At 73.0% G+C, this 17,319-nt stretch carries 14 protein-coding genes; 8 read left to right on the forward strand and 6 right to left on the reverse strand.

Going from position 1 to position 17,319, the window contains the following annotated elements:
- Window positions 1–64 precede the first annotated feature (64 nt).
- Window positions 65–1,486 carry a phenylacetate--CoA ligase family protein gene (locus NAEX_RS34420; RefSeq protein ID WP_096331717.1) on the forward strand — a complete coding sequence of 474 codons (1,422 nt, stop codon included), beginning with the start codon at window positions 65–67 and terminating at the stop codon, window positions 1,484–1,486.
- A 197-nt stretch (window positions 1,487–1,683) separates the two neighbouring features.
- Here the strand turns inward: NAEX_RS34420 and NAEX_RS34425 are convergent, their stop codons facing one another.
- Together NAEX_RS34425 and NAEX_RS34430 are read right to left on the reverse strand one after the other, a co-directional pair.
- Complete coding sequence (locus tag NAEX_RS34425; protein WP_096331718.1) at window positions 1,684–2,145, reverse strand: hypothetical protein; 462 nt, start codon at window positions 2,143–2,145, stop codon at window positions 1,684–1,686.
- Window positions 2,138–2,626: a TfoX/Sxy family protein gene (locus tag NAEX_RS34430; protein WP_096331719.1), complete on the reverse strand. Its 489-nt coding sequence runs from the start codon at window positions 2,624–2,626 to the stop codon at window positions 2,138–2,140. The genes NAEX_RS34425 and NAEX_RS34430 overlap by 8 nt, the downstream gene beginning before the upstream one ends.
- A 527-nt stretch (window positions 2,627–3,153) precedes the next feature.
- Here NAEX_RS34430 and NAEX_RS34435 point away from each other — a divergent pair.
- A complete protein-coding gene (locus NAEX_RS34435) occupies window positions 3,154–5,256 on the forward strand; it encodes a prolyl oligopeptidase family serine peptidase (protein ID WP_096331720.1) in 2,103 nt (700 codons plus the stop codon).
- Between the two features lie 678 nt (window positions 5,257–5,934).
- Window positions 5,935–6,939 (forward strand): hypothetical protein, encoded by a 1,005-nt coding sequence (locus tag NAEX_RS34440; RefSeq protein WP_096331721.1) that lies wholly within the window; start codon window positions 5,935–5,937, stop codon window positions 6,937–6,939.
- Window positions 6,940–7,113: 174 nt separating this feature from the next.
- Here the strand turns inward: NAEX_RS34440 and NAEX_RS34445 are convergent, their stop codons facing one another.
- Entirely contained in the window at window positions 7,114–7,422 is a 309-nt protein-coding gene (locus tag NAEX_RS34445) for a hypothetical protein (protein WP_096331722.1), read from the reverse strand.
- A gap of 218 nt (window positions 7,423–7,640) precedes the next feature.
- On the opposite strand from NAEX_RS34445, the gene NAEX_RS34450 reads away from it, so the two are divergent.
- The 4 genes from NAEX_RS34450 to NAEX_RS34460 all read left to right on the forward strand — a co-directional run bounded on the left by NAEX_RS34450 (window position 7,641) and on the right by NAEX_RS34460 (window position 13,133).
- The gene (locus NAEX_RS34450) at window positions 7,641–8,489 is read left to right on the forward strand and encodes an ATP-grasp domain-containing protein (protein WP_096331723.1); all 849 of its coding nucleotides are present in this window, start codon (window positions 7,641–7,643) and stop codon (window positions 8,487–8,489) included.
- 471 nt (window positions 8,490–8,960) lie between these two features.
- A complete protein-coding gene (locus NAEX_RS48735; RefSeq protein ID WP_143141028.1) occupies window positions 8,961–10,871 on the forward strand; it encodes an IgGFc-binding protein in 1,911 nt (636 codons plus the stop codon).
- A gap of 173 nt (window positions 10,872–11,044) precedes the next feature.
- Window positions 11,045–12,112, forward strand: coding sequence for a peptidoglycan DD-metalloendopeptidase family protein (locus NAEX_RS48740; RefSeq protein WP_100793291.1), 1,068 nt, complete (start codon window positions 11,045–11,047; stop codon window positions 12,110–12,112).
- 115 nt (window positions 12,113–12,227) lie between these two features.
- Complete coding sequence (locus NAEX_RS34460) at window positions 12,228–13,133, forward strand: LysR family transcriptional regulator (protein ID WP_096331724.1); 906 nt, start codon at window positions 12,228–12,230, stop codon at window positions 13,131–13,133.
- On the opposite strand, the gene NAEX_RS34465 is transcribed toward NAEX_RS34460, so the two are convergent.
- Window positions 13,123–14,145 (reverse strand): MBL fold metallo-hydrolase, encoded by a 1,023-nt coding sequence (locus tag NAEX_RS34465; RefSeq protein ID WP_100793290.1) that lies wholly within the window; start codon window positions 14,143–14,145, stop codon window positions 13,123–13,125. The two genes, NAEX_RS34460 and NAEX_RS34465, sit on opposite strands and share 11 nt — an antisense overlap.
- Before the next feature lie 378 nt (window positions 14,146–14,523).
- Here NAEX_RS34465 and NAEX_RS34470 point away from each other — a divergent pair, with 378 nt between their 5' ends.
- Entirely contained in the window at window positions 14,524–15,024 is a 501-nt protein-coding gene (locus NAEX_RS34470; RefSeq protein ID WP_170136237.1) for a hypothetical protein, read from the forward strand.
- A 120-nt stretch (window positions 15,025–15,144) separates the two neighbouring features.
- Here the strand turns inward: NAEX_RS34470 and NAEX_RS34475 are convergent, their stop codons facing one another.
- Window positions 15,145–15,711: a sugar O-acetyltransferase gene (locus tag NAEX_RS34475; protein WP_096331727.1), complete on the reverse strand. Its 567-nt coding sequence runs from the start codon at window positions 15,709–15,711 to the stop codon at window positions 15,145–15,147.
- A gap of 710 nt (window positions 15,712–16,421) precedes the next feature.
- Window positions 16,422–17,111, reverse strand: a complete 690-nt coding sequence (locus tag NAEX_RS34480; protein ID WP_096331728.1) for a hypothetical protein — start codon at window positions 17,109–17,111, stop codon at window positions 16,422–16,424.
- Between the last annotated feature and the right edge of the window lie 208 nt (window positions 17,112–17,319).

A 17,319-nucleotide genomic window follows, 5' to 3' on the forward strand; every position in this document is an offset into this window, starting at 1 on the left:
AGACGGGGCGCTCCTCGTCGACCCGCGCACCGGGCGGCAGTTCGCGCTGTCGCCGGCGCAGGCGGTGCTGCTGCGGGCATTCGCCGCGCACGCCGACGTCGCCCGCACCGCCGCGATCGCCGGCGAATGGCTCGACGCCGACGTCGACGAGGCCCTGGTCCGGGAGTGCCTGCTCGCGTTCGCCGAGCTCGGGCTGCTCGAGGCGCCCGGCCTGACGCTCGAGCAATTGCGCGAGCGCCAGCGTCAGGCGCGGCGCCGCCACTACGAGCATTCGCGGGCCGAAAAGCTGCGGGCGCTGCTGCCCCGCCTGCGCGCGCTGCCGTTCTACGCCCGCACGCTGCCGGCGGCGGCCGGCGAGGCAGCCGTCAATTTGAAAGAGCTCCCCGTGCTCGACAAGGCGGCGGTGCGCGCCCACTTCGACGAGTTTTTGCCCGAGCGCATGCCGGCCGGCGAGATCCGCTGGCTGTCGACCTCGGGCACCACCGGCGAGCGGCAGCAGGTGGTGCGCTCGCTGGCCGACTGGGACGCCTCGCAGCCGCACACCTGGGCCCTCAACCGCACGATCGAGGCGGCCCGCGGCGAGCGCTTCTGTCGGCTCACCACCCCGTTCTGCGACGGCAGCGAGTGCCACCTGCGCGGCGCCTCGCGGGCCTCGCGGACCCGGGGCCCGCGGCTGTCGCTCGACGGCGGGCTCGACATCGCCGCGCTGCCGCCGGCCCGGCTCGAGCAGATGGCCGCCGAGCTGCGCGAGCACGCGCCGGCCTACGTGCTGGCCGACCCGTCGTACCTGGCGATGTTCGCCGACCAGGCGCTGCGCCGGCGCCTGCCGCTGCCGCGGCTGCGCTTCGTCATCACCGCGTACGAGCTGTGCAGCGCGCTCCACCGGCGGATCCTCGAGCGCGTGTTCGAGTGCCCGGTGTTCGACGCCTACGGCGCCACCGAGTACGGCGCCCTCGCGGTCCAGTGCGAGGCCGGGCGCTATCACGTCAACCCCGAGAGCTTCCTCGTCGAGCTGCGCGACGACGCCGCCGGCGATGACGCCCGCGAGCTGCTCGTCACCACCCTCGACAAGCTGCTGATGCCGCTCCTGCGCTACGCCACCGGCGACCTGGCGCGCCCGGCCGACGCGCCCTGCACCTGCGCGTGGAGCGAGAGCGACACGCTCGCCAGCCTCGAGGGCCGCGCGGTCGACAGCATCCGCACCACCGACGGCCGCCGCCTCACCGCCGGCGCGGTCGACCGCGCGCTCGCCCCCGCCGCCCCCGGGATCGTCAGCTATGGCCTGGTCCAGCGCGGCGAGGCGTCGTATCGCCTCGACTACCTGCCCGCCGAAGATTTTTCAGAACAATGCTTGCCCGACGTCGCCGCGGCCCTGCACGCCGCCCTCGGCCCGGGCGCGCGCGTCCAGCTGGCGCGCCGCCCCGAGCTGCTGCCCGCGAGCTCGGGCAAGTTCCGCCTGGCGTACGTCGACGGCCGGCCGCGCTGAGCGGCGCGGAACATGTCTCGAAGGACATGTCATGGAATCGCGGGCGCCGGCGAGCGCGCTGCGCGGGCCGCAGATCTGCCGAGGACGATGGGGGCAATTCATGTCTCGCAGGTCCTGTCGTCGCCGGGCCCCGCGCATCACCACTACCACGAGCGATGGTCGGATTTTATGAACATGTGCCTGGGGACATATGAATGTCAGTCGGGCGAGGAGGCCTGCTCCCACCAGGCGAGTGCGACGGTCAGCAGCGCCAGCGAGCGGCGCAGCTCGGGGGTCGCCTCGGCGGACCCGTCGTACAGGCGGAGCTGCTGCGCGCGGACGATGTCGGCCGCCAGCAGCGCCTGCCCGCGCTCGTCGATCCACGTGACGTAGCCGACCGGCGCCTTGCTCGCGCGCAGGTCGCCGTGGCGCAGCGACAGGCGGCGTCCGTGCGCCTCGAGCTCGCCCTGCCGACATTCGGGGCGGAGCAGGGTGCCGGCCGCCTGCGCGTGCCTGGCCGCCCCGTCGGGCAGGCCCCAGCTCCGCGGCGCCGCTCCGTACATCACGCCGCGCGTCGCCTGCAGCACCTGCGACGGCTGCGACGGCGCGGGCCAGCCGGTCGGGTAGGTGACCGCACAGGCGAGCAGGACGAGGCACGGGACGAGCGCGAACTTATGCACGCGGCCCGAACCCGCCCCGCGGCGGGTCGTATTCCTCGCGGGCCCCTGGCTCGCGGGGCGCCGCCGCAGCGACGACTCGAGACCGCCGGCCCGCCGCCTCATCGCGGGCGCGCCCCGACTCTCGGGGTCCTCGCGCGCGGAGCCGGTCGCTTCGTGCGATCGGCGCCCGCGCCCCGGCGATCCCCAGCGCGACCCAGGCGTCGAGGTCCGCCGCCTCGGCGTACCCCGGCGGCGCCACGTACACGAGCCCGCGCGAGGGTCGACCCGTGAAGTCGAACGGCCGCGCGTGCGGCCGCCCGAGCGCCGCCGCGGTGTCGGTCACGCGAATCACCAGATCGCTGCGAAGCACGCCCCAGGCGATGCTCCCGTCGAGCAGCAGGGCGACGCCGCCGAACATCTTGCGCTCCTCCACGAGCCCCTGCGGCCCCGCGCGCATCACCGCCGTCCGCAGCCGGCTCGCCACTCCGTGGTCGTAAGGCATCAGCCTCCTCCGTGGCCCCGAGCCTACCCCAATCGCCGGTCGCGGCCCACCCGTCGCGACGCCCGGGTCCGGGATGACGAGGGCCGGTCGCGGGCTGTCGGTGACGCGTGCTCGCGGCCGATGGACTGCGATGATTCACGGGCCACGCCGCATCGCCGCCGTGACGCGCAGTCGCAGGCGGTGCACACGTAGCGGCCGAGGAGGAACATGGTCGTCGACGCGAATAAGCTCGCATCCGCCGTCGGCAGGCGCCGCGTACGGCGCCCGTCGCCCGTTCGTTGCGAAGCTCGAGCGCCGGCCGAGGTCTCGCTCGCACCCGGCATCTCGCTCGCACCACGCCTCCACGACATACGGAGCAAGACTCGCCCTTGGCCCCGAGGTCGTCCCTGCCGGACGTTCGGAAGGCGTTCCTGGCGCGCCCCGGCCTGCAGCGAGCGGTCCGCCCGAACGGTCGGGGGTGTGCCCTGGACCCCGCGCCGTCGCGCCGCCGCTGGACAGCCGGCCCGACCGGCGGGCATCGTCTCGGCATGCTCCGCGCCGCCGCGCTCGTCCTCGGCCTCGCCGGCGCCCCGGCGCCCGCGCCGGTCGCTCGCACGGTCGACGACGCGGTCATCACCCTGCACGGCGAGGCCCTGCGCGACGAGTACGCCTGGCTGCGCGCCGGCCCCGACGACCCGGCCGTGCGGGCCCACCTCGCGGCCGAGAACCGCCACGCCGACGCCCACCTGCGGCCGCACCGCGCCCTCATGCGCGCGCTCGAGCGGGAGATCGAGGCCATCGCCTATGTCGACGACGAGACCGCCCCGGTGCGCCGCGGCGAATGGCTGTACTGGTCCCACCAACGGCGCCAGGACGAGCACCCCGTGTACCTCCGCCGCCGCGTCGACGTGGCCCCCGGCCCATCGCCGCAGGTGGTCCTCGACCTGCAGCGCCTCGCCCGCGGCCGCGATTTCCTCGACCTCGGCGTGTTCGAGCTCAGCCCCGACAACGCCCTGCTCGCCTATTCGCTCGACCACGTCGGCGACGAGAACTACACCCTCTATATCAAGGACCTGGCGAGCGGCGCGCTGCGCCCCGAGCAGATCGATCGCGTCACCTCGGCGGCGTGGAGCGCCGACGGCCGCGAGCTGGTGTACACCGTGCGCGACGACACCTACCGCTCGTACGCGCTGCGTCGGCGCACGCTCGGCGGCGACGATCGCCTGATCTACGAGGAGGCCGACCCGCGCTTCGACATCTACGTCGAGCGCAGCCGCTCCGGCGAATGGCTCATGGCCCGCAGCGCCTCGGCCACCGCCGCCGAGGTGCGAGTCGCCCGCGCGCCGGCCGGCCCGTGGACCGTGATCGCTCCCCGCGAACCCGGGCACCTCTACGACGTCGATCACGCCGGCGACGAGTTTTACATCCGCACCAACCGCGGCGCCCCGCACTTCCGCGTGGTCGCGGCCGCCGAGGACGACCCGGCCTCCGCGGGCTGGCGCGAGGTCGTCGGCGAGCGGCCCGGCGTCGCCCTGACCCACCTCGACGCGTTCGCCGGCCACCTGGCCCTCCTGCAGCGCGAGCGCGGCTTCCCCAGGCTCGTGTTCGTCGACCTCAAGACCGGCCGGACCGTCCGCGCCGGCGCGGACGAGCGCAGCCGCGGCCTGTCTCCGAGGACAGGCGAGATCGTCGATATCAGCCCCGGCGACAACCCCGATCCCTCCGCCACCCATTACCGCGTCCACCTCACCGCCGTCCACGCGCCCGACGACACGGTCGACCTCGCGTTCGCCGACGGCGGCGAGACCCTGGTCCACCGCCGCCCCGCGCCGGCCGCCTGCGGCAGCAACACCGGCGCGTTCGCCTCGACGCGCGCGGGCGACGGCACCGAGCTGCTCTACATGTACTTCGCCGGCGCCGGCCCGCACGCCGGTCCGCGGCCGATCTTGCTCGAGGCCTACGGCTCGTACGGCTTCGCCTGGGACCCCGACTTCAACGCCGCCCGCTGCGCGCTGATGAACCGCGGCGTCGACTTCGTGATCGCCTGGGTGCGCGGCGGCGGCGAGCTCGGCGAGCCGTGGCACGAGGCGGGCCGCCGGCGCGGGCGCATGAACGCCGTCCACGATCTGCTCGCCGTCGCGGCCCACCTCGTCGCGCGCGGCTACACCACCCGCGAAATGTTGGCAGTCGCGGGCGACAGCGCCGGCGGGGCTTTGGTCGCCTCGGCCCTCAATCAGCGCCCCGAGCTGTTCCGCGCCGCCGTCCTGCGCGTGCCGTTCCTCGACGCCGTCGGCACCATGGCCGACCCGACCGCGCCGCTCACCACCCTCGAATACGAGGAGTGGGGCGACCCCGCCGTGCGCGCCGACTACGACGTCATCCGCGGCTGGTGCCCCTATTCGAACCTCGGCCCGCGCGCCTATCCGGCCCTGCTGGTCGAATCCTCGCTGGCCGACGCCCGCGTCGCCTACCACGAGCAGGCCCGCTACGTCGCCCGCCTGCGCCGCCTGGCCAGCGGCGGCGGCCCCACGCTGCTGCGCACCGAGACCCACGCCGGCCACGGCGGCCCCAGCGGCCGCCGCGAATGGCTGCAGAGCCGCGCCTTCGAGGCGGCCTTCCTGCTGGCCCAGCTCGGGCTCGCAGGGCGGTGAGCGAGCGCGATTCGCCGGCGGAGCGCGGCTCCGCGCGAATCCCAGCGGTCGAGGTCGACCTCGGGCGAGGGGAAGCGCCGGCGATCTGCGGACGAGCGCCGCGTACTCCTTGCAGGTTGGACCGCGAGCGATCCAGCCGTCGACCCACTTGCGCTCGGTCGCCTCCGTCGCGGTGCGCATGGCTTGGCCTCCGCCCGCGCTCGGCCACCCGCTCGCTCGGCCGCATCGGCCGATGCCCCAGCAGGGCGACGCGTGCTCGGTCGGTGCGGCAGGTGAGCGGCAGGGACCCGCGCGGCGGGGCAGCAAATCGTGTTCGTCCGCCGCAGGTTCGATCGCATCAAGGTGCTTGAGGGACCGTGAGCGGCTGAGGCGGGTGGCCAGGGAAATGGGCGTCGGGCGGCCCCGGTCTTCGCCTGACCACCCGCGAAGGCTGGGACAGCGCATGGGACAGTCCCATGCCCGCGAGCGTCCCCTCCTGGCCTCGCGCCGCGCTACGCCACGGATATCGAGTGGCACGTCGCTTGCTGAACGACGAAGGGCGCTGCAAGGCGCGCTCGCAGGGCCTGGAGCTCTCCGGGCTCGAAAAACAATCCTGCCGATATTCAGGGAAGGCATCCAATGCGTACTCATTTCTCTCTCTTTCCATCGATCACCATCCTCCTCCGCACGACCGCGCTCGTGCTCCCGCTGGCTGCGTTCGTGACGGCTTGCGACGGCGTCGACGACCAGGACGGCGGCGAAGAACTGATGCTCGACGACGACCTGGAGCTCGCCGCCCCGGCGGAGGCCGAAACGGGGGCCGCGGGCGAGCTCGACGGACCGGTCGAGGATCTCAGGGCCGTCGGCGCCCCCCCGCTACCGCTCGTCGGCGGCGGTTTCGTGTGGGGTTCGTGGGGGACCACGAGCGACACCCTCGGCCTCGACATGGGCAGCCAGAGCACGCGCACTTGCTTCCTCAGCGGCGTGGCCGGCAACCTCAACGTCGGCGCCCGGGACGGCTTCGCCGGCGGCAGGCCCTCGGTGGCGTGGGTCTACGACTTCCCGGGCGTACCTCACCACAACGACGACCACTACTACCTGGTCGCGCACGGAGGCGCCTACCGCAATCAGACCAACGATCTGGTATGGCAGAACAATCCGGTCAACGCCCAGGCGACCTGCCTCTACACGACCAGCGACCGCCAGTACGACTTCTGGGAGAGCGGCGACGGGCCGGTCAAGATCGCCGATCTGAACAGCAGTACGGTGGTCGGTCCCCGGCACTGCTACCTCAGCGGAATCGAGGGCGTCGGCGGCGCGTGGAACAGCAGCACTCGCTACGCGCGCGTCGTCCGGCGGACCACGACCGACGCCAGCCATCCGACGACCGGGTGGTACATCGAAGCCAACCTCCCTGCCACCGCGAATGGCGATCGCGCCCGGGTGCACGCGCAATGCATCACCTTTCCGTCGACGACGTCGTTCACCTCGAATACGCTGACGGCCGGCGTGGGCGCGACGAACAGTGAGGTTCTCACCTCGGGCTCGGCCGTCAAGGCTTGCGCGCTGACCGGGATCTCCGGCGCGCTCAATGTCGATGACTGGGCGGATGGTGCCGTGATGACGTTCCCTGCCACCCAGACCGGGAACTGGACCCTGACCGTCAAGAACGGCAAGTCCGCCTCGTGGGAATGCGCGCAGTGATCGCCGGCGAACCCGAACGACCCGTCGCCGTCGTCGACTCGTCGTTCATCGCCGGGACGTCGATGAGAGCATCCGCGCCGCGGAGATGATCCGCGTCCAGATCTCACCCGGCTACCTTCGTCGCATGACGCGTCTCCACGGCGCTGTCCGCCACGCGATGCTCGCCGCGAGCCGTCACGGCGTCGCGTTCGCGTGGCGCTCCCACCACGCCAGCCAGATCGCCGCCGCTGCCAGCAGCATGAACGCGAACGGCCCGTGCAGCGCGGCGTGGCTGAGCTGGAGGATCCACCCGGCCACGCCGAGCAGGACCAGGGCCGCCCACGGGCCCTGCTTGGCGAAGAAGCGGGCGGCGGCGGCCAGGGCGGTCATGGCGAACGCCGCCCACGAGCCGGTCTCGCTGACGAACGATTCGACGCCGCCGACCCAGGGGTCGCTCCACGTCGCGTTGAGCGCGACGATGACGCCTTGCAGCTCCTGGCGCACGCAAGGCCGAGGCGAGCGCGGGCGCGGCCGCGCGGGGTGAACAGGGACGAGCGCGGCGCGAGCGGGTGTCCTCGGGGACATGTCCATGCATTGCCCGCGCGTACGGTGTTCGTGCCGCACGATCCGCGAGGCCCGCGCGGCGACGGGCGCGCAGGGCCGTGCGCACGTCGTGAACGCCGGCGCCGGGCGGGCGCGATTTCGGCTATCCTCCGCCGGCCATGCGCGTCGCCCTCGCCACCTGCCTCCAAAAGCCCGAGCCCGACCCCGACGAGGAGCTGCTCGTCGCCGCCCTCGCGGGCGCGGGCGTGGAGGCGCGGGTGCTCGCCTGGGACGACCCCGAGGCGGCCTGGCACGAGGCCTCGCTGTGCGTGCTGCGCTCGACCTGGAATTACCCGCACCGCCCGGACGACTTCCTCGCGTGGGCCCGGCGGGTCGCCGCGGTCACGCGAATGTACAATCCGCTGCCTGTCCTCGAGGACAACCATCACAAGAGCTACCTGGCCCGGCTGGCGGCCCGCGGGGTCGCGGTGGTCGACACGGTGCACCTCGCCCGCGGGGCGGCGCCCGACCTGGCGGCGCTGCTCGACGAGCGCGGGTGGGACCGGGCGGTCGTCAAGCCGGCGATCTCGGCCGCCTCGATGGGCACCTGGCGGGTCGATCGCTCCGCCGCGGCGGCCAGCCAGCAGCGCCTCATCGCCGACGTGGCCCTGCGCGACACGATGGTGCAGCCGTACATGCGCGCGGTCGAGGAGCCCGGCGAACGCGCGCTGATCTGGATCGACGGCGCGCTGACCCACGCGATCCGCAAGACCGCCCGCTTCGCCGGCGAGCACGAGCGCGTCTCGGCCGCGCTGCCGATCGCCGACGACGAGCGCGCGCTCGCCGAAGCCGCCCTGGCGCCGATCGCCGACAGCTTGCTGTACGCGCGGGTCGATACGGTCCGCGGCGAGGCCGGCGCGCCGCGGATCATGGAGCTCGAGTTGATCGAGCCCTCGCTGTTCCTGGCCGAGCACCCGCCGGCGCTGGCGCGCCTGGTCGCGGCGATCGTCGCCCGCCTGCGCGAGTGACTCGCGTCGCGACAGGCAGCCTGCACGCGCCGCGTCTTCGCGAGTGACGCGCGCCGCGACGACCCATGCGCGACCGGCAAGCCTGCCCGCGCCGCGTCTTCGCGAGTGACGCGCGCCGCGACGACCCATGCGCGACTTGGGTCGACGGGAAACCCCCGTGTTTGCGTGCATCGGCGTGCCGGCGTTGCCTCGCCGCCGGCGTCCCGACGCATTCGCCGTCCTGCACGCGCTGCGCGTCGCCGATGCGGCGCGGCGTCGGTCCGTCCGCGGCGCCCGGACGATCGCGCTCGCGGGCCCGCGTCGGGGGCCACGCGATGCGCGGCCTGCTGCGCGCCGCGAACCGCGGAGGCGCGCGTGCGAGCGCGGCCGTACAGCCGTCGCGCGCGCAGCTTCGCCGCGCTCGTGACGCTCACCGGCCCGCCGATGCCGGCCCCTTGACCGCTCGCGCGCCGGCGATGTACTCGCAATGCGATGAATCGCCTGACCGCTGCAATCTTGATGGTCCCTGCGCTCGTCGCGTGCGGCGACGACGGTCGGCCGGCCGACAGCGACGCCGGCAGCGCGACCGCCACCGCGACCATGACCGCGACGATGCCGACCGGCACCAGCGAGGCCAGCGACGGCAGCGGCACCACGGGGCCGACCGGCAGCGGCACCGCCTCGACGCCGACCACCTCCGGCGCGACCACCGACTCCGGCCCGATCTTCGACCTCGGCGGCGCGCCCGACGTGCCGGCGACGCTTCAGTGCAGCCCCGACCTGCACGCGGTGGTCGACGGCGCCGGCCAGGTCGTCGAGGCGTGCGCGGCCGATCAGGGCTGCGCCGACGCCACGTGCGTGCCGGCGTGCGAGGCGGCGGGCGCCAGCAAGGCCAACTTCGGCTGCGAGTTCCAGATCCCCACGCCGCCGACGTCGCCGTTCTTGCCGACGCCGCCGTGCTTCGCCGCGTTCCTCACCAACAGCTGGGGCCACCCCGCGAAGATCGAGGTGTCGCGCGACGGCGTCGCGTTCGACCTCGGGAGCTTCGCCCGCGTCGTCACGCCCGGACAGGCGCCGGAGGACTGGTCGCCGGTCGCGCCCACCGGCCTCGGCCCCGGCGAGGTCGCGGTGCTGTTTTTGTCGAGTCACCCCAATTCGATCCACCCCGAGACCATGCAATCGCTCAATTGCCCGGTGCCCGACGCCGCGGGCGCGGCCACCCAGGTCGACGCGTCGGGCCGCGGCCTCAACTTTCACGTGACCTCCGACATCCCGCTGACCGCCTACGACATCGCCCCGTTCGGCGGCGCCTTTTCCTATATTCCGAGCGCGGAGCTGCTGTTCCCGACCAGCGCGTGGGGCACCAACTACGTGGCCGTGATGCCGCCGGCGGGCACCTTCGAGCCGCCCGGGCCGCTGTGGCTGCAGGTGGTCGGCGCGCAGGACGGGACGACCGTCGAGATCCGCCCGACCGCCGACCTCGAGCCGGGGCCCGACCTCGAGGGCGCGACGAAGGACGTGGTCAAGACGTTCACCGTCGACGCCGGCGAGTACGTGCAATGGGAGGTCGCGGCCGGGGCCGGCGACGCCTCGGGGACGCTGATCCTCAGCGACAAGCCGGTCGCGCTGCACACCGGCAACCGCTTCCTGCGCCTGCAGCCGATGCCGGCCCCGGGCGGCGAGGCGACGCACCAGCAGAACCACGCCGTCACCGCGCTCGGCTACGAGTACGTGGCGGGCGCGTACGAGACCCGCCGCGCCGACCTGGCGGCGGAGGAGATCGAGTACCGGGTGGTCGGCGCGGTCGACGGCACGACGCTGATTTACGACCCGCCGGTGCCGGGCGCCCCGGCGACGCTGGCGCAGGGCCAGGTGGTCGACTTCACGGCCACCGGGTCGTTCCAGATCCGCAGCCAGGACGAAGGGCACCCGTTCGTGCTGTCGCAGATCATGGACACCTGCAACATCCCCGGCGGCACCCGCCCGGGGGCGACGGCGATGGGCTTCATGCAATTGCTCGGCGACGAGGAATGGGTGGTCCTGCTGCCGCCGGCGCAGTTCCTGCAGGAATACATCTTCTTCACCGACCCGTCGTTCGCGACCACCAACCTGGTGGTCACGCGCGTCGACGACGGCGACGGTTTCAAGGAGGTCACCGTCGATTGCCTGGGGACGATCGGCGGCTGGCAGCCGGTCGGCGGCGACGGTCGCTTCGAGGTGACGACGGTCGATCTCGTCCGCGCCGACGTCGGCGTCAATGGCTGCACCAACGGCCAGCACACCGCCGAGAGCGAGGGCAAGTTCGGCCTGGTGGTGTGGGGCCTCGACAGCTATTCGTCGTACGCGTACCCGGCCGGCGGCAACGCGATCGCGCTGACCGACCTGGTGATCCCGCCGGGCTGATTCGCGGCGGCGGGCGGACCTCGCTATCGCTGGGCGCGGCCGCGGCCCGGCCGCTGGGACGGAGGAAGGTCCGTCGCTCGTGGCTCGCCCGAGGGTGCGCGGTCGCCCGCCCACCCTCCGGGGTCGGTGAAACTCGCTTGCTCGCGCGCGCGCGACGGTGTTTCATCGCGGCCATGCGCTCGCTCGCGTGCCTGCTCCCCACGTTGCTCCTCGCGACCACGATCGGCTGCGCTCGCGCCCCGGCCCCCCAGTGCCCCGAGCCGGCGCCGGCGCCCGCGCCGGCGGCGAGCGCCCCCGCGGCCACGGAGAAGCCCGCGGGCTTCCTCAGCGCCGCGACGGCCGCGGCCGATGTGGCGCAGCGGATCAACGCCGGCGACGCCGAGGGCCTGTTCGCCCGCTTCTCCCCGGCCATGCAACAGGCGGTGCCGGTCGCGGCATTGCAGCCGACGTTCGATGGGCTGGTGGCGGCGCGCGGGCGCATCACCGGGGTCACGCCGATCGAGGCCGGCGAGCGCAGCGGCCGCTTCCGGCTGGTGGCCGAGCGCGGCGAGTGGGCGCTGCAGGTGACGATCGACGACGAGGGGCGGATCGCCGGGCTGCTCGTCCAGGAGCCCGAGTCTCCGGCGCCGCCGGTGGCCCGCAGCGCGCCGATGGGGCTGCCGTTCCGCGGCGAGTGGCTGGTGTTCTGGGGCGGCGACCGCAAGGAGCTCAATCACCACGTCGATCACCCGTCGCAGCGGCGCGCCGCCGATCTGGTGATCGTCGACGCGAGCGGCAAGTCGCACAAGGGCGACGGCCGCGCGCTCACCGATTATTATGCCTACGGCCAGGACATCCTGGCGATGGCCGACGGGGTGGTGGTGTCCGTCGTCGACGGCGTACACGACAGCCCGATCGGCGAGCTCAATCCCTACATCGCGCCCGGCAACATGGTGGTGCTCCGCCACGAGGGCGAGGTCCACTCGGTCTATGCGCATTTGCTCCCCGGCAGCATCAAGGTGAAGCCCGGGGCCAAGGTCCGCCGCGGGCAGGTGCTCGGCGCGTGCGGCAACAGCGGCAACTCGAGCGAGCCGCACCTGCACGTGCAGCTGCAGGACGGGCCGCGGTTCGAGAAGAGCTGGGGCATCGAGGCGGTGTTCGCCGAGGCGACGGTGACGCGCGACGGGGCCGCGGCGCCGCGCACGGACTACACGTTCCTCAAGGGCGACAAGGTCGCGCCGCCGGCGAAGGGCAAGAAGTGAGGCGGAGTCGGCCGCGGGGGCGATGACGGCGCGCGGTCGTGCTGCCGCGTGGCCGGCGGGCCTCCGGACGCCGACGTCGCTCGCGCGAGCGGTGGCGCGCTGATACCCTCGGCATATGAATCGCCTGTTCGAGGCCGAGGTGTTCGTGCGAGTCATCGAGGACGGCAGCCTCACGGCGGCGGCGCGGCGGCTGGGGATGACGACCTCGTACGCGAGCAAGCTGGTGACGCGGCTGGAGGAGCGGCTGGGCGCGCGCCTGTTGGTCCGGACCACGCGCAAGCTGTCGCTGACGGAGACGGGGAGGGCCTATTACGAGCGCTGCACCGAGGCGATCCGCGGGCTCGAGGAGGCCGAGCAGATCGCGGCGGACCTGCAGCAGGCGCCGCGCGGGACGCTGCGCGTGACGGTGCCCAACGCGTTCGGCTCGCTGTACGCGATGGGCGTGCTGGCGGAGTTCAAGGCGCGCTTCCCCGAGCTCGCGCTCGAGCTGGTGTTCCTCGATCGCCAGGTCGACCTGATCGGCGAGGGCTTCGACGTGGCGCTGCGGATCGGCGAGCTCGGCGACGCGCGGCTGATCGCGCGCCGGCTGGCGAGCACCGACCGGGTCTTGCTGGCGAGCCCGCGCTACCTCGAGCGGGCCGGGACGCCGCGCGAGCCGGAGGAGCTGGCGCAGCACGAGTGCCTGCGTTACGCCCACCACGCGGCGCCGGGGCGGTGGAAGGTGCAAGGGCCGCGCGGCGTGGTCGAAATCGACGTGACGGGCCACATGGTGGCCAATCACGGGTCGATGCTGATCGAGGCGGCCACGCAGGGGCTCGGGCTGGTGTTCTTGCCGGTGCTGCTGGCGACGGCCGAGCTGCGCGCGGGTCGGCTGCGCCGGGTGTTGCCGGCGTGGCACTGGCCGCTGGGGTTGTTCGCCGTGTACCCGCCGACGCCGCGGGTGCCGGCGAAGACGCGGGCGCTGGTCGACTTCCTGGTCGAGCGCATGCGCGAGCCGCCGTGGGCCGGGCTCACTGGTTGAGCTCGGCGTAGGTGTTGGGGACGTTGACCTGATCGTGGATCCAGTCCCACAGGCGGTAGCCCTGATAGTCGGGCAGCTCGACCGCAGCGACGGTGGCCTCGAGGTCGAGGCCGTCGGCGACCGCCTCCTCGACCCCCATGAGCATGGCCCGCAGGTAGCCGATCGAGAAGTCCATGGCCGCGGGCGCGAGCGGGCGGCCGTGGCCGGGGACGACGATCGCGTCGGCCGGCAGCGAGTCGCGGACGGCGGTGAGCGTGACCTCGGCGGCGCTGCCGTTGCCGGCGAGCAGCCAGGGGATGGCGGGCTCCTCGTTGACGAGGGCGTTGCCGGTCCACAGGACCTTGGCGTCGGGGACGTAGACGAACAGGTCGCCCGGCGTCTGCGCGAAGCCGTAGTGGCGGGCCTCGACGGTGACGCCGCCGAGGTCGACCGACCAGCCGTCGTCGCCGACGCGGATGTCGGCGGCGACCGGCTCGATCTCGTCGATGCCCTGGTCGGCGCCGAAGTTGGCCTCCATGAACGCGACGTCCTCGTCGAAGTGCGCGGAGATGTACTCGGCGGTCTGCTCGTGCTGCACGACCTCGACGTCGTCGGGGAGGAAGACGTTGCCGAAGGTGTGATCGCCGTGGCTGCTGGTGTTGACGACGTAGCGGATCGGCCGGTCGGTCTCGGCCTGGACCAGCGCGACCGCCTGACAGAAGAGCTGGCGGTTGATCATGCTCTCGACCATCAGCACGCCGTCGTCGCCGACGACGAAGCCGCCGCTGGTGGCCAGCGGGATGCCGGCCGGGCCGTGCTCGGCGGCGTCGCGGTCGTAGATGGCGAACACGCCGGGCGCGAGCTCCTCGGAGACGAGCCGGATCGCGTTGGGGGTCCAGGCGTAGGCGGGGTTGGGCTCGACGAAGGTCGGCGCGCCGTCACAGGCGCGGAAGGTCTGGGTCGCCTCGGGGGCGGCGCCGCAACCGGCGACGAGGAGGGCGAGGAGGACGGGCGAGAAACGACGACGCTGCATGCCGTGACGATGAGGCCCGTCGCCGCGGAGGAGTAGCCGCCTGCGCGGACAGGCATTGTTTCCCGAGAGTCCACAGTCCCGGCCGCGCGCCGACAGGGGGTGGGCGAGGACTCGAGCACCTTCGTGCGCGCCCGCGGCCGCAGGGGACGCCCCGGGGGCTGCCCCATGCGGCCGAGGACCGGCACGTCGTCGCCGCTCACGGAACTTCATGAAAAAATTCGTGGCACGTGGGTTGCTCATGACTCCGCTCGTCGACTCACGCATCGACGAGCCGCGTGCCCCGGACTCGCCGATGCACCCCGAGCAAAGGGCACAAGGATGATCATGCGTTCCATGTCTCGCGCTCCTCGTCTCTCGTCTCTCGTCGTCGCTGTCGTCATGTCCCTCCCGTCCGTCGCTTCCGCGACGGTGTGGAATGCATCGGCGCGCGGCGCAGATACCCTGGTCGAATACCAGTACGACGACGTCGATCACCATCTCGAGCTGTCGTGGGTCGAACTCCCCGACCAGGCGGGGTTGCCCCTCACGGTGGTCGACGGCGCCATGAGCATCATTTTCTGGGACAACAACGGCGTGTTGTCCGCCGAGATCGACATCGACATCGTCGAGCTGACGAACAACAGTCCAGCCATTTACGGCTGCGTCAACCACATGTGCGACGGTTACGCGTGCATCGCTTTCGCGGGACACAATTGTGAATTGTCGGATTACGACACCTGCGTGCCCACGAACCTGGGGGAGTGTGAATGGGTGTCCGGTTCCGAATGTAGCAGCCTCCCGTGCAGCACGGGTCCCGGCGATCCGCCGGAGCACCTCATCCTCCCCGTCGCCATCGCGCCGTTCGACCCGCTGGGCCAGACGCCTGTGCCCCCGACGTGACAGGCACCTGCACGCCGCGAGTTCATCGCGGGACGGCCACCCCGACCGCTGCTCCCGACCCTGGCACGGCCCGCGAGGCCGGGCGCGCCGCGTGCAGCGGCAGGCCTCGTCTCCGACGGGTCATGCGCGGTTCTCGAGCGGGCGGATCACGCGGCACGGGTTGCCGCCGGCGAGCACGCCGGCCGGGATGTCGCGGGTGACGACGCTGCCGGCGGCGATCGTGGTGTCGTCGCCGATCGTGACGCCGGGGCAGACGATCACGCCGCCGCCGAGCCACACGCGGTCGCCGATCCGCACCGGCTTGGCGGCCTCGAGTCCGGTGATCCGCACCGCCGGATCGAGCGGGTGGGTGGCGGCGTAGATGTGGACGCCCGGGCCGCACAGCACGTCGTCGCCGATGGTGACCGGGGCGCAGTCGAGGATCACGCCGTCGAAGTTCATGTAGAAGCCGTCGCCGACGGCGATGTTGAAGCCGTAGTCGCAGCGGAACGGCGGCTCGATCTCGAGGCGCGGGCCGCTGCGGCCGAGCAGCGTCCGCAAGATCTCGAGGCGCGTCTCGACCTCGTCCTCGGTGGTCGCGTTGAACCGGCGCGTGAGGCGTCGGGCCGCCCGGCGCAGGGTCACGAGTTCCGGGTCGGCTGCCAGGTAGAGCTCGCCGGCCAGCATCTTCTCGCGTTCGCTCGGCATGACGGAAAGGTGATGCGCGCGGCGAGGCGTGGGTCGCGGAGGCGGCGAAGGCTGCGTGGGGCGAGGCCGGAGCGCGGTGGTGGGGAGCGGCCGGGCGCGGCGGCGAAGGACGCGCGAGTTCGGGCCGTCGCGGAGGGCGTCGCCCGGGCGGTCCCGTCGACGTGCGGTGCTCGGTGTTGCCGCGCGTGGATGGTGGGGGCAGCGGCTGGACACGAGGGCGTGCCCCGGGCATCCAGGTCGGCCCTGGCGAGCCCGTCGACGCGTCGCGCTCGGGCTCGTCGCGTGACGCGGTGCGGCTCGACGCGAGGTCGGCGACGCCTGCTCCGGGTAACCAGGTCGGCCCTGCGAGCTCGTCGACGGGCGGTGCTCGGCTCGGCCGCGCGCGGCTCGCTGGGCGACGCAGTCGACGAGGGCGCGCGCATGGCCGGGGTGCGCCTCCGCGGCAGCAAGCCGCGCCCGAGACCCTGCGCGCGCCCGGCCGGCGGTGATCCGCGGCGGGCGCATCGTCGACGGCGCCCGCGCGTGCCTGATCCAGACCTGCATGATCGTGATCGTCGCCGCGACCGTGCGCCAGGGGCTCACCGACGGTGCTGCTGTCGACGATCGTCGATCAGGCGCGGATCTTCCTCATCTACGGCGGGGTGACGCACTTCCGCGTGGGGGGGCGGCGTGGGCGAGTGAGCGCTCCGGGGACCGCTCCCTCGTGCCCGCTATTCGCAGCGGGGGCCCATGGCGACGCAGTCGGTCCACCACTTCTCGGTCTTCATGCATTCGGAGTAGTGGGTCCAGTCGTCGTGGTTCTCGAAGCAATCGTCAAAAAACGCGGCCTCGACGATCGTGCAGGTCTGGGCCGGCTCGAACACCTCGGAGCTGCTGTCGGTGTCGCTGTCGAAGAAGCCGCCCTTGAAGTGCCTGGCGAAGGTGACGGTGCGATCGGCGTGGACGATGATGCGGTTGGTCTCCAGGGAGCTGCCGTTGGCGACGACGGTGTTCACGCCGTAGACGTAGCGGCCGGGGGTGCCGTCGCGCAGGCCGGTGAGGATGCAGCGCTCGACGTCGAGGAAGCCCTCGGGGCCGTCCCAGTGGCCCTGGATCTCGCCGTCGTCGTGGAAGAACTCCTCGCACACCATCGGCACGGCGCAGGCGCCCAGCTCGTCGAAGTCCTCGGAGTCGCCGGTGGTCCCGACGGTGGTGGTCGGCTCGACGGTGGTGCTCGAGTCGGTGACGGCGGTGGTGCCGGTGGTGGTCGTATCGGTGGTGCCGGTCGGCGGGTCGCCGGTGGTGGTGCCGGTGGCCGGCGGGTCGGTCTCGGTGGAGGCCGCGGTGGTGGGCTCGCCTGTCTCGGTCTCGTCGGACTTGCCCGGGCCGCAGGCGGCCGTCAGCGCGATCGCAAGGGTCATGCTTCGGCGAATCATCGGCGGACGATACCGCGGGCGGGCCGGGCTCGACGAGCAGGCATTGCGGCGAGCGCACCGGGAATCGACCGATGCCGCGAGGCCTCGCGCGCGAGCGCTCTGCGCGTATTCGAGGTCGAGGTCGCCGGCGATCGCCTGCTCGTCGGGCGGAGGCGACGGTGAAGCGGATTTCGGCGGTCGCGGTGGGTCGCGG

The sequence above is a fragment of the Nannocystis exedens genome (genome assembly GCF_002343915.1).
Lineage (GTDB): Bacteria > Myxococcota_A > Polyangia > Nannocystales > Nannocystaceae > Nannocystis > Nannocystis exedens.

Excerpts from the sequence above, each read along its gene's own strand:
- NAEX_RS34430 (WP_096331719.1), bottom strand. The coding sequence starts at position 2,626 with ATGCCTTACGACCACGGAGTGGCGAGCCGGCTGCGGACGGCGGTGATG.
- NAEX_RS34435 (WP_096331720.1), top strand. The coding sequence starts at position 3,154 with ATGCTCCGCGCCGCCGCGCTCGTCCTCGGCCTCGCCGGCGCCCCGGCG.
- NAEX_RS34450 (WP_096331723.1), top strand. The coding sequence starts at position 7,641 with ATGCGCGTCGCCCTCGCCACCTGCCTCCAAAAGCCCGAGCCCGACCCC.
- NAEX_RS48735 (WP_143141028.1), top strand. The coding sequence starts at position 8,961 with ATGAATCGCCTGACCGCTGCAATCTTGATGGTCCCTGCGCTCGTCGCG.
- NAEX_RS48740 (WP_100793291.1), top strand. The coding sequence starts at position 11,045 with ATGCGCTCGCTCGCGTGCCTGCTCCCCACGTTGCTCCTCGCGACCACG.
- NAEX_RS34460 (WP_096331724.1), top strand. The coding sequence starts at position 12,228 with ATGAATCGCCTGTTCGAGGCCGAGGTGTTCGTGCGAGTCATCGAGGAC.
- NAEX_RS34465 (WP_100793290.1), bottom strand. The coding sequence starts at position 14,145 with ATGCAGCGTCGTCGTTTCTCGCCCGTCCTCCTCGCCCTCCTCGTCGCC.
- NAEX_RS34470 (WP_170136237.1), top strand. The coding sequence starts at position 14,524 with ATGTCCCTCCCGTCCGTCGCTTCCGCGACGGTGTGGAATGCATCGGCG.
- NAEX_RS34475 (WP_096331727.1), bottom strand. The coding sequence starts at position 15,711 with ATGCCGAGCGAACGCGAGAAGATGCTGGCCGGCGAGCTCTACCTGGCA.
- NAEX_RS34480 (WP_096331728.1), bottom strand. The coding sequence starts at position 17,111 with ATGACCCTTGCGATCGCGCTGACGGCCGCCTGCGGCCCGGGCAAGTCC.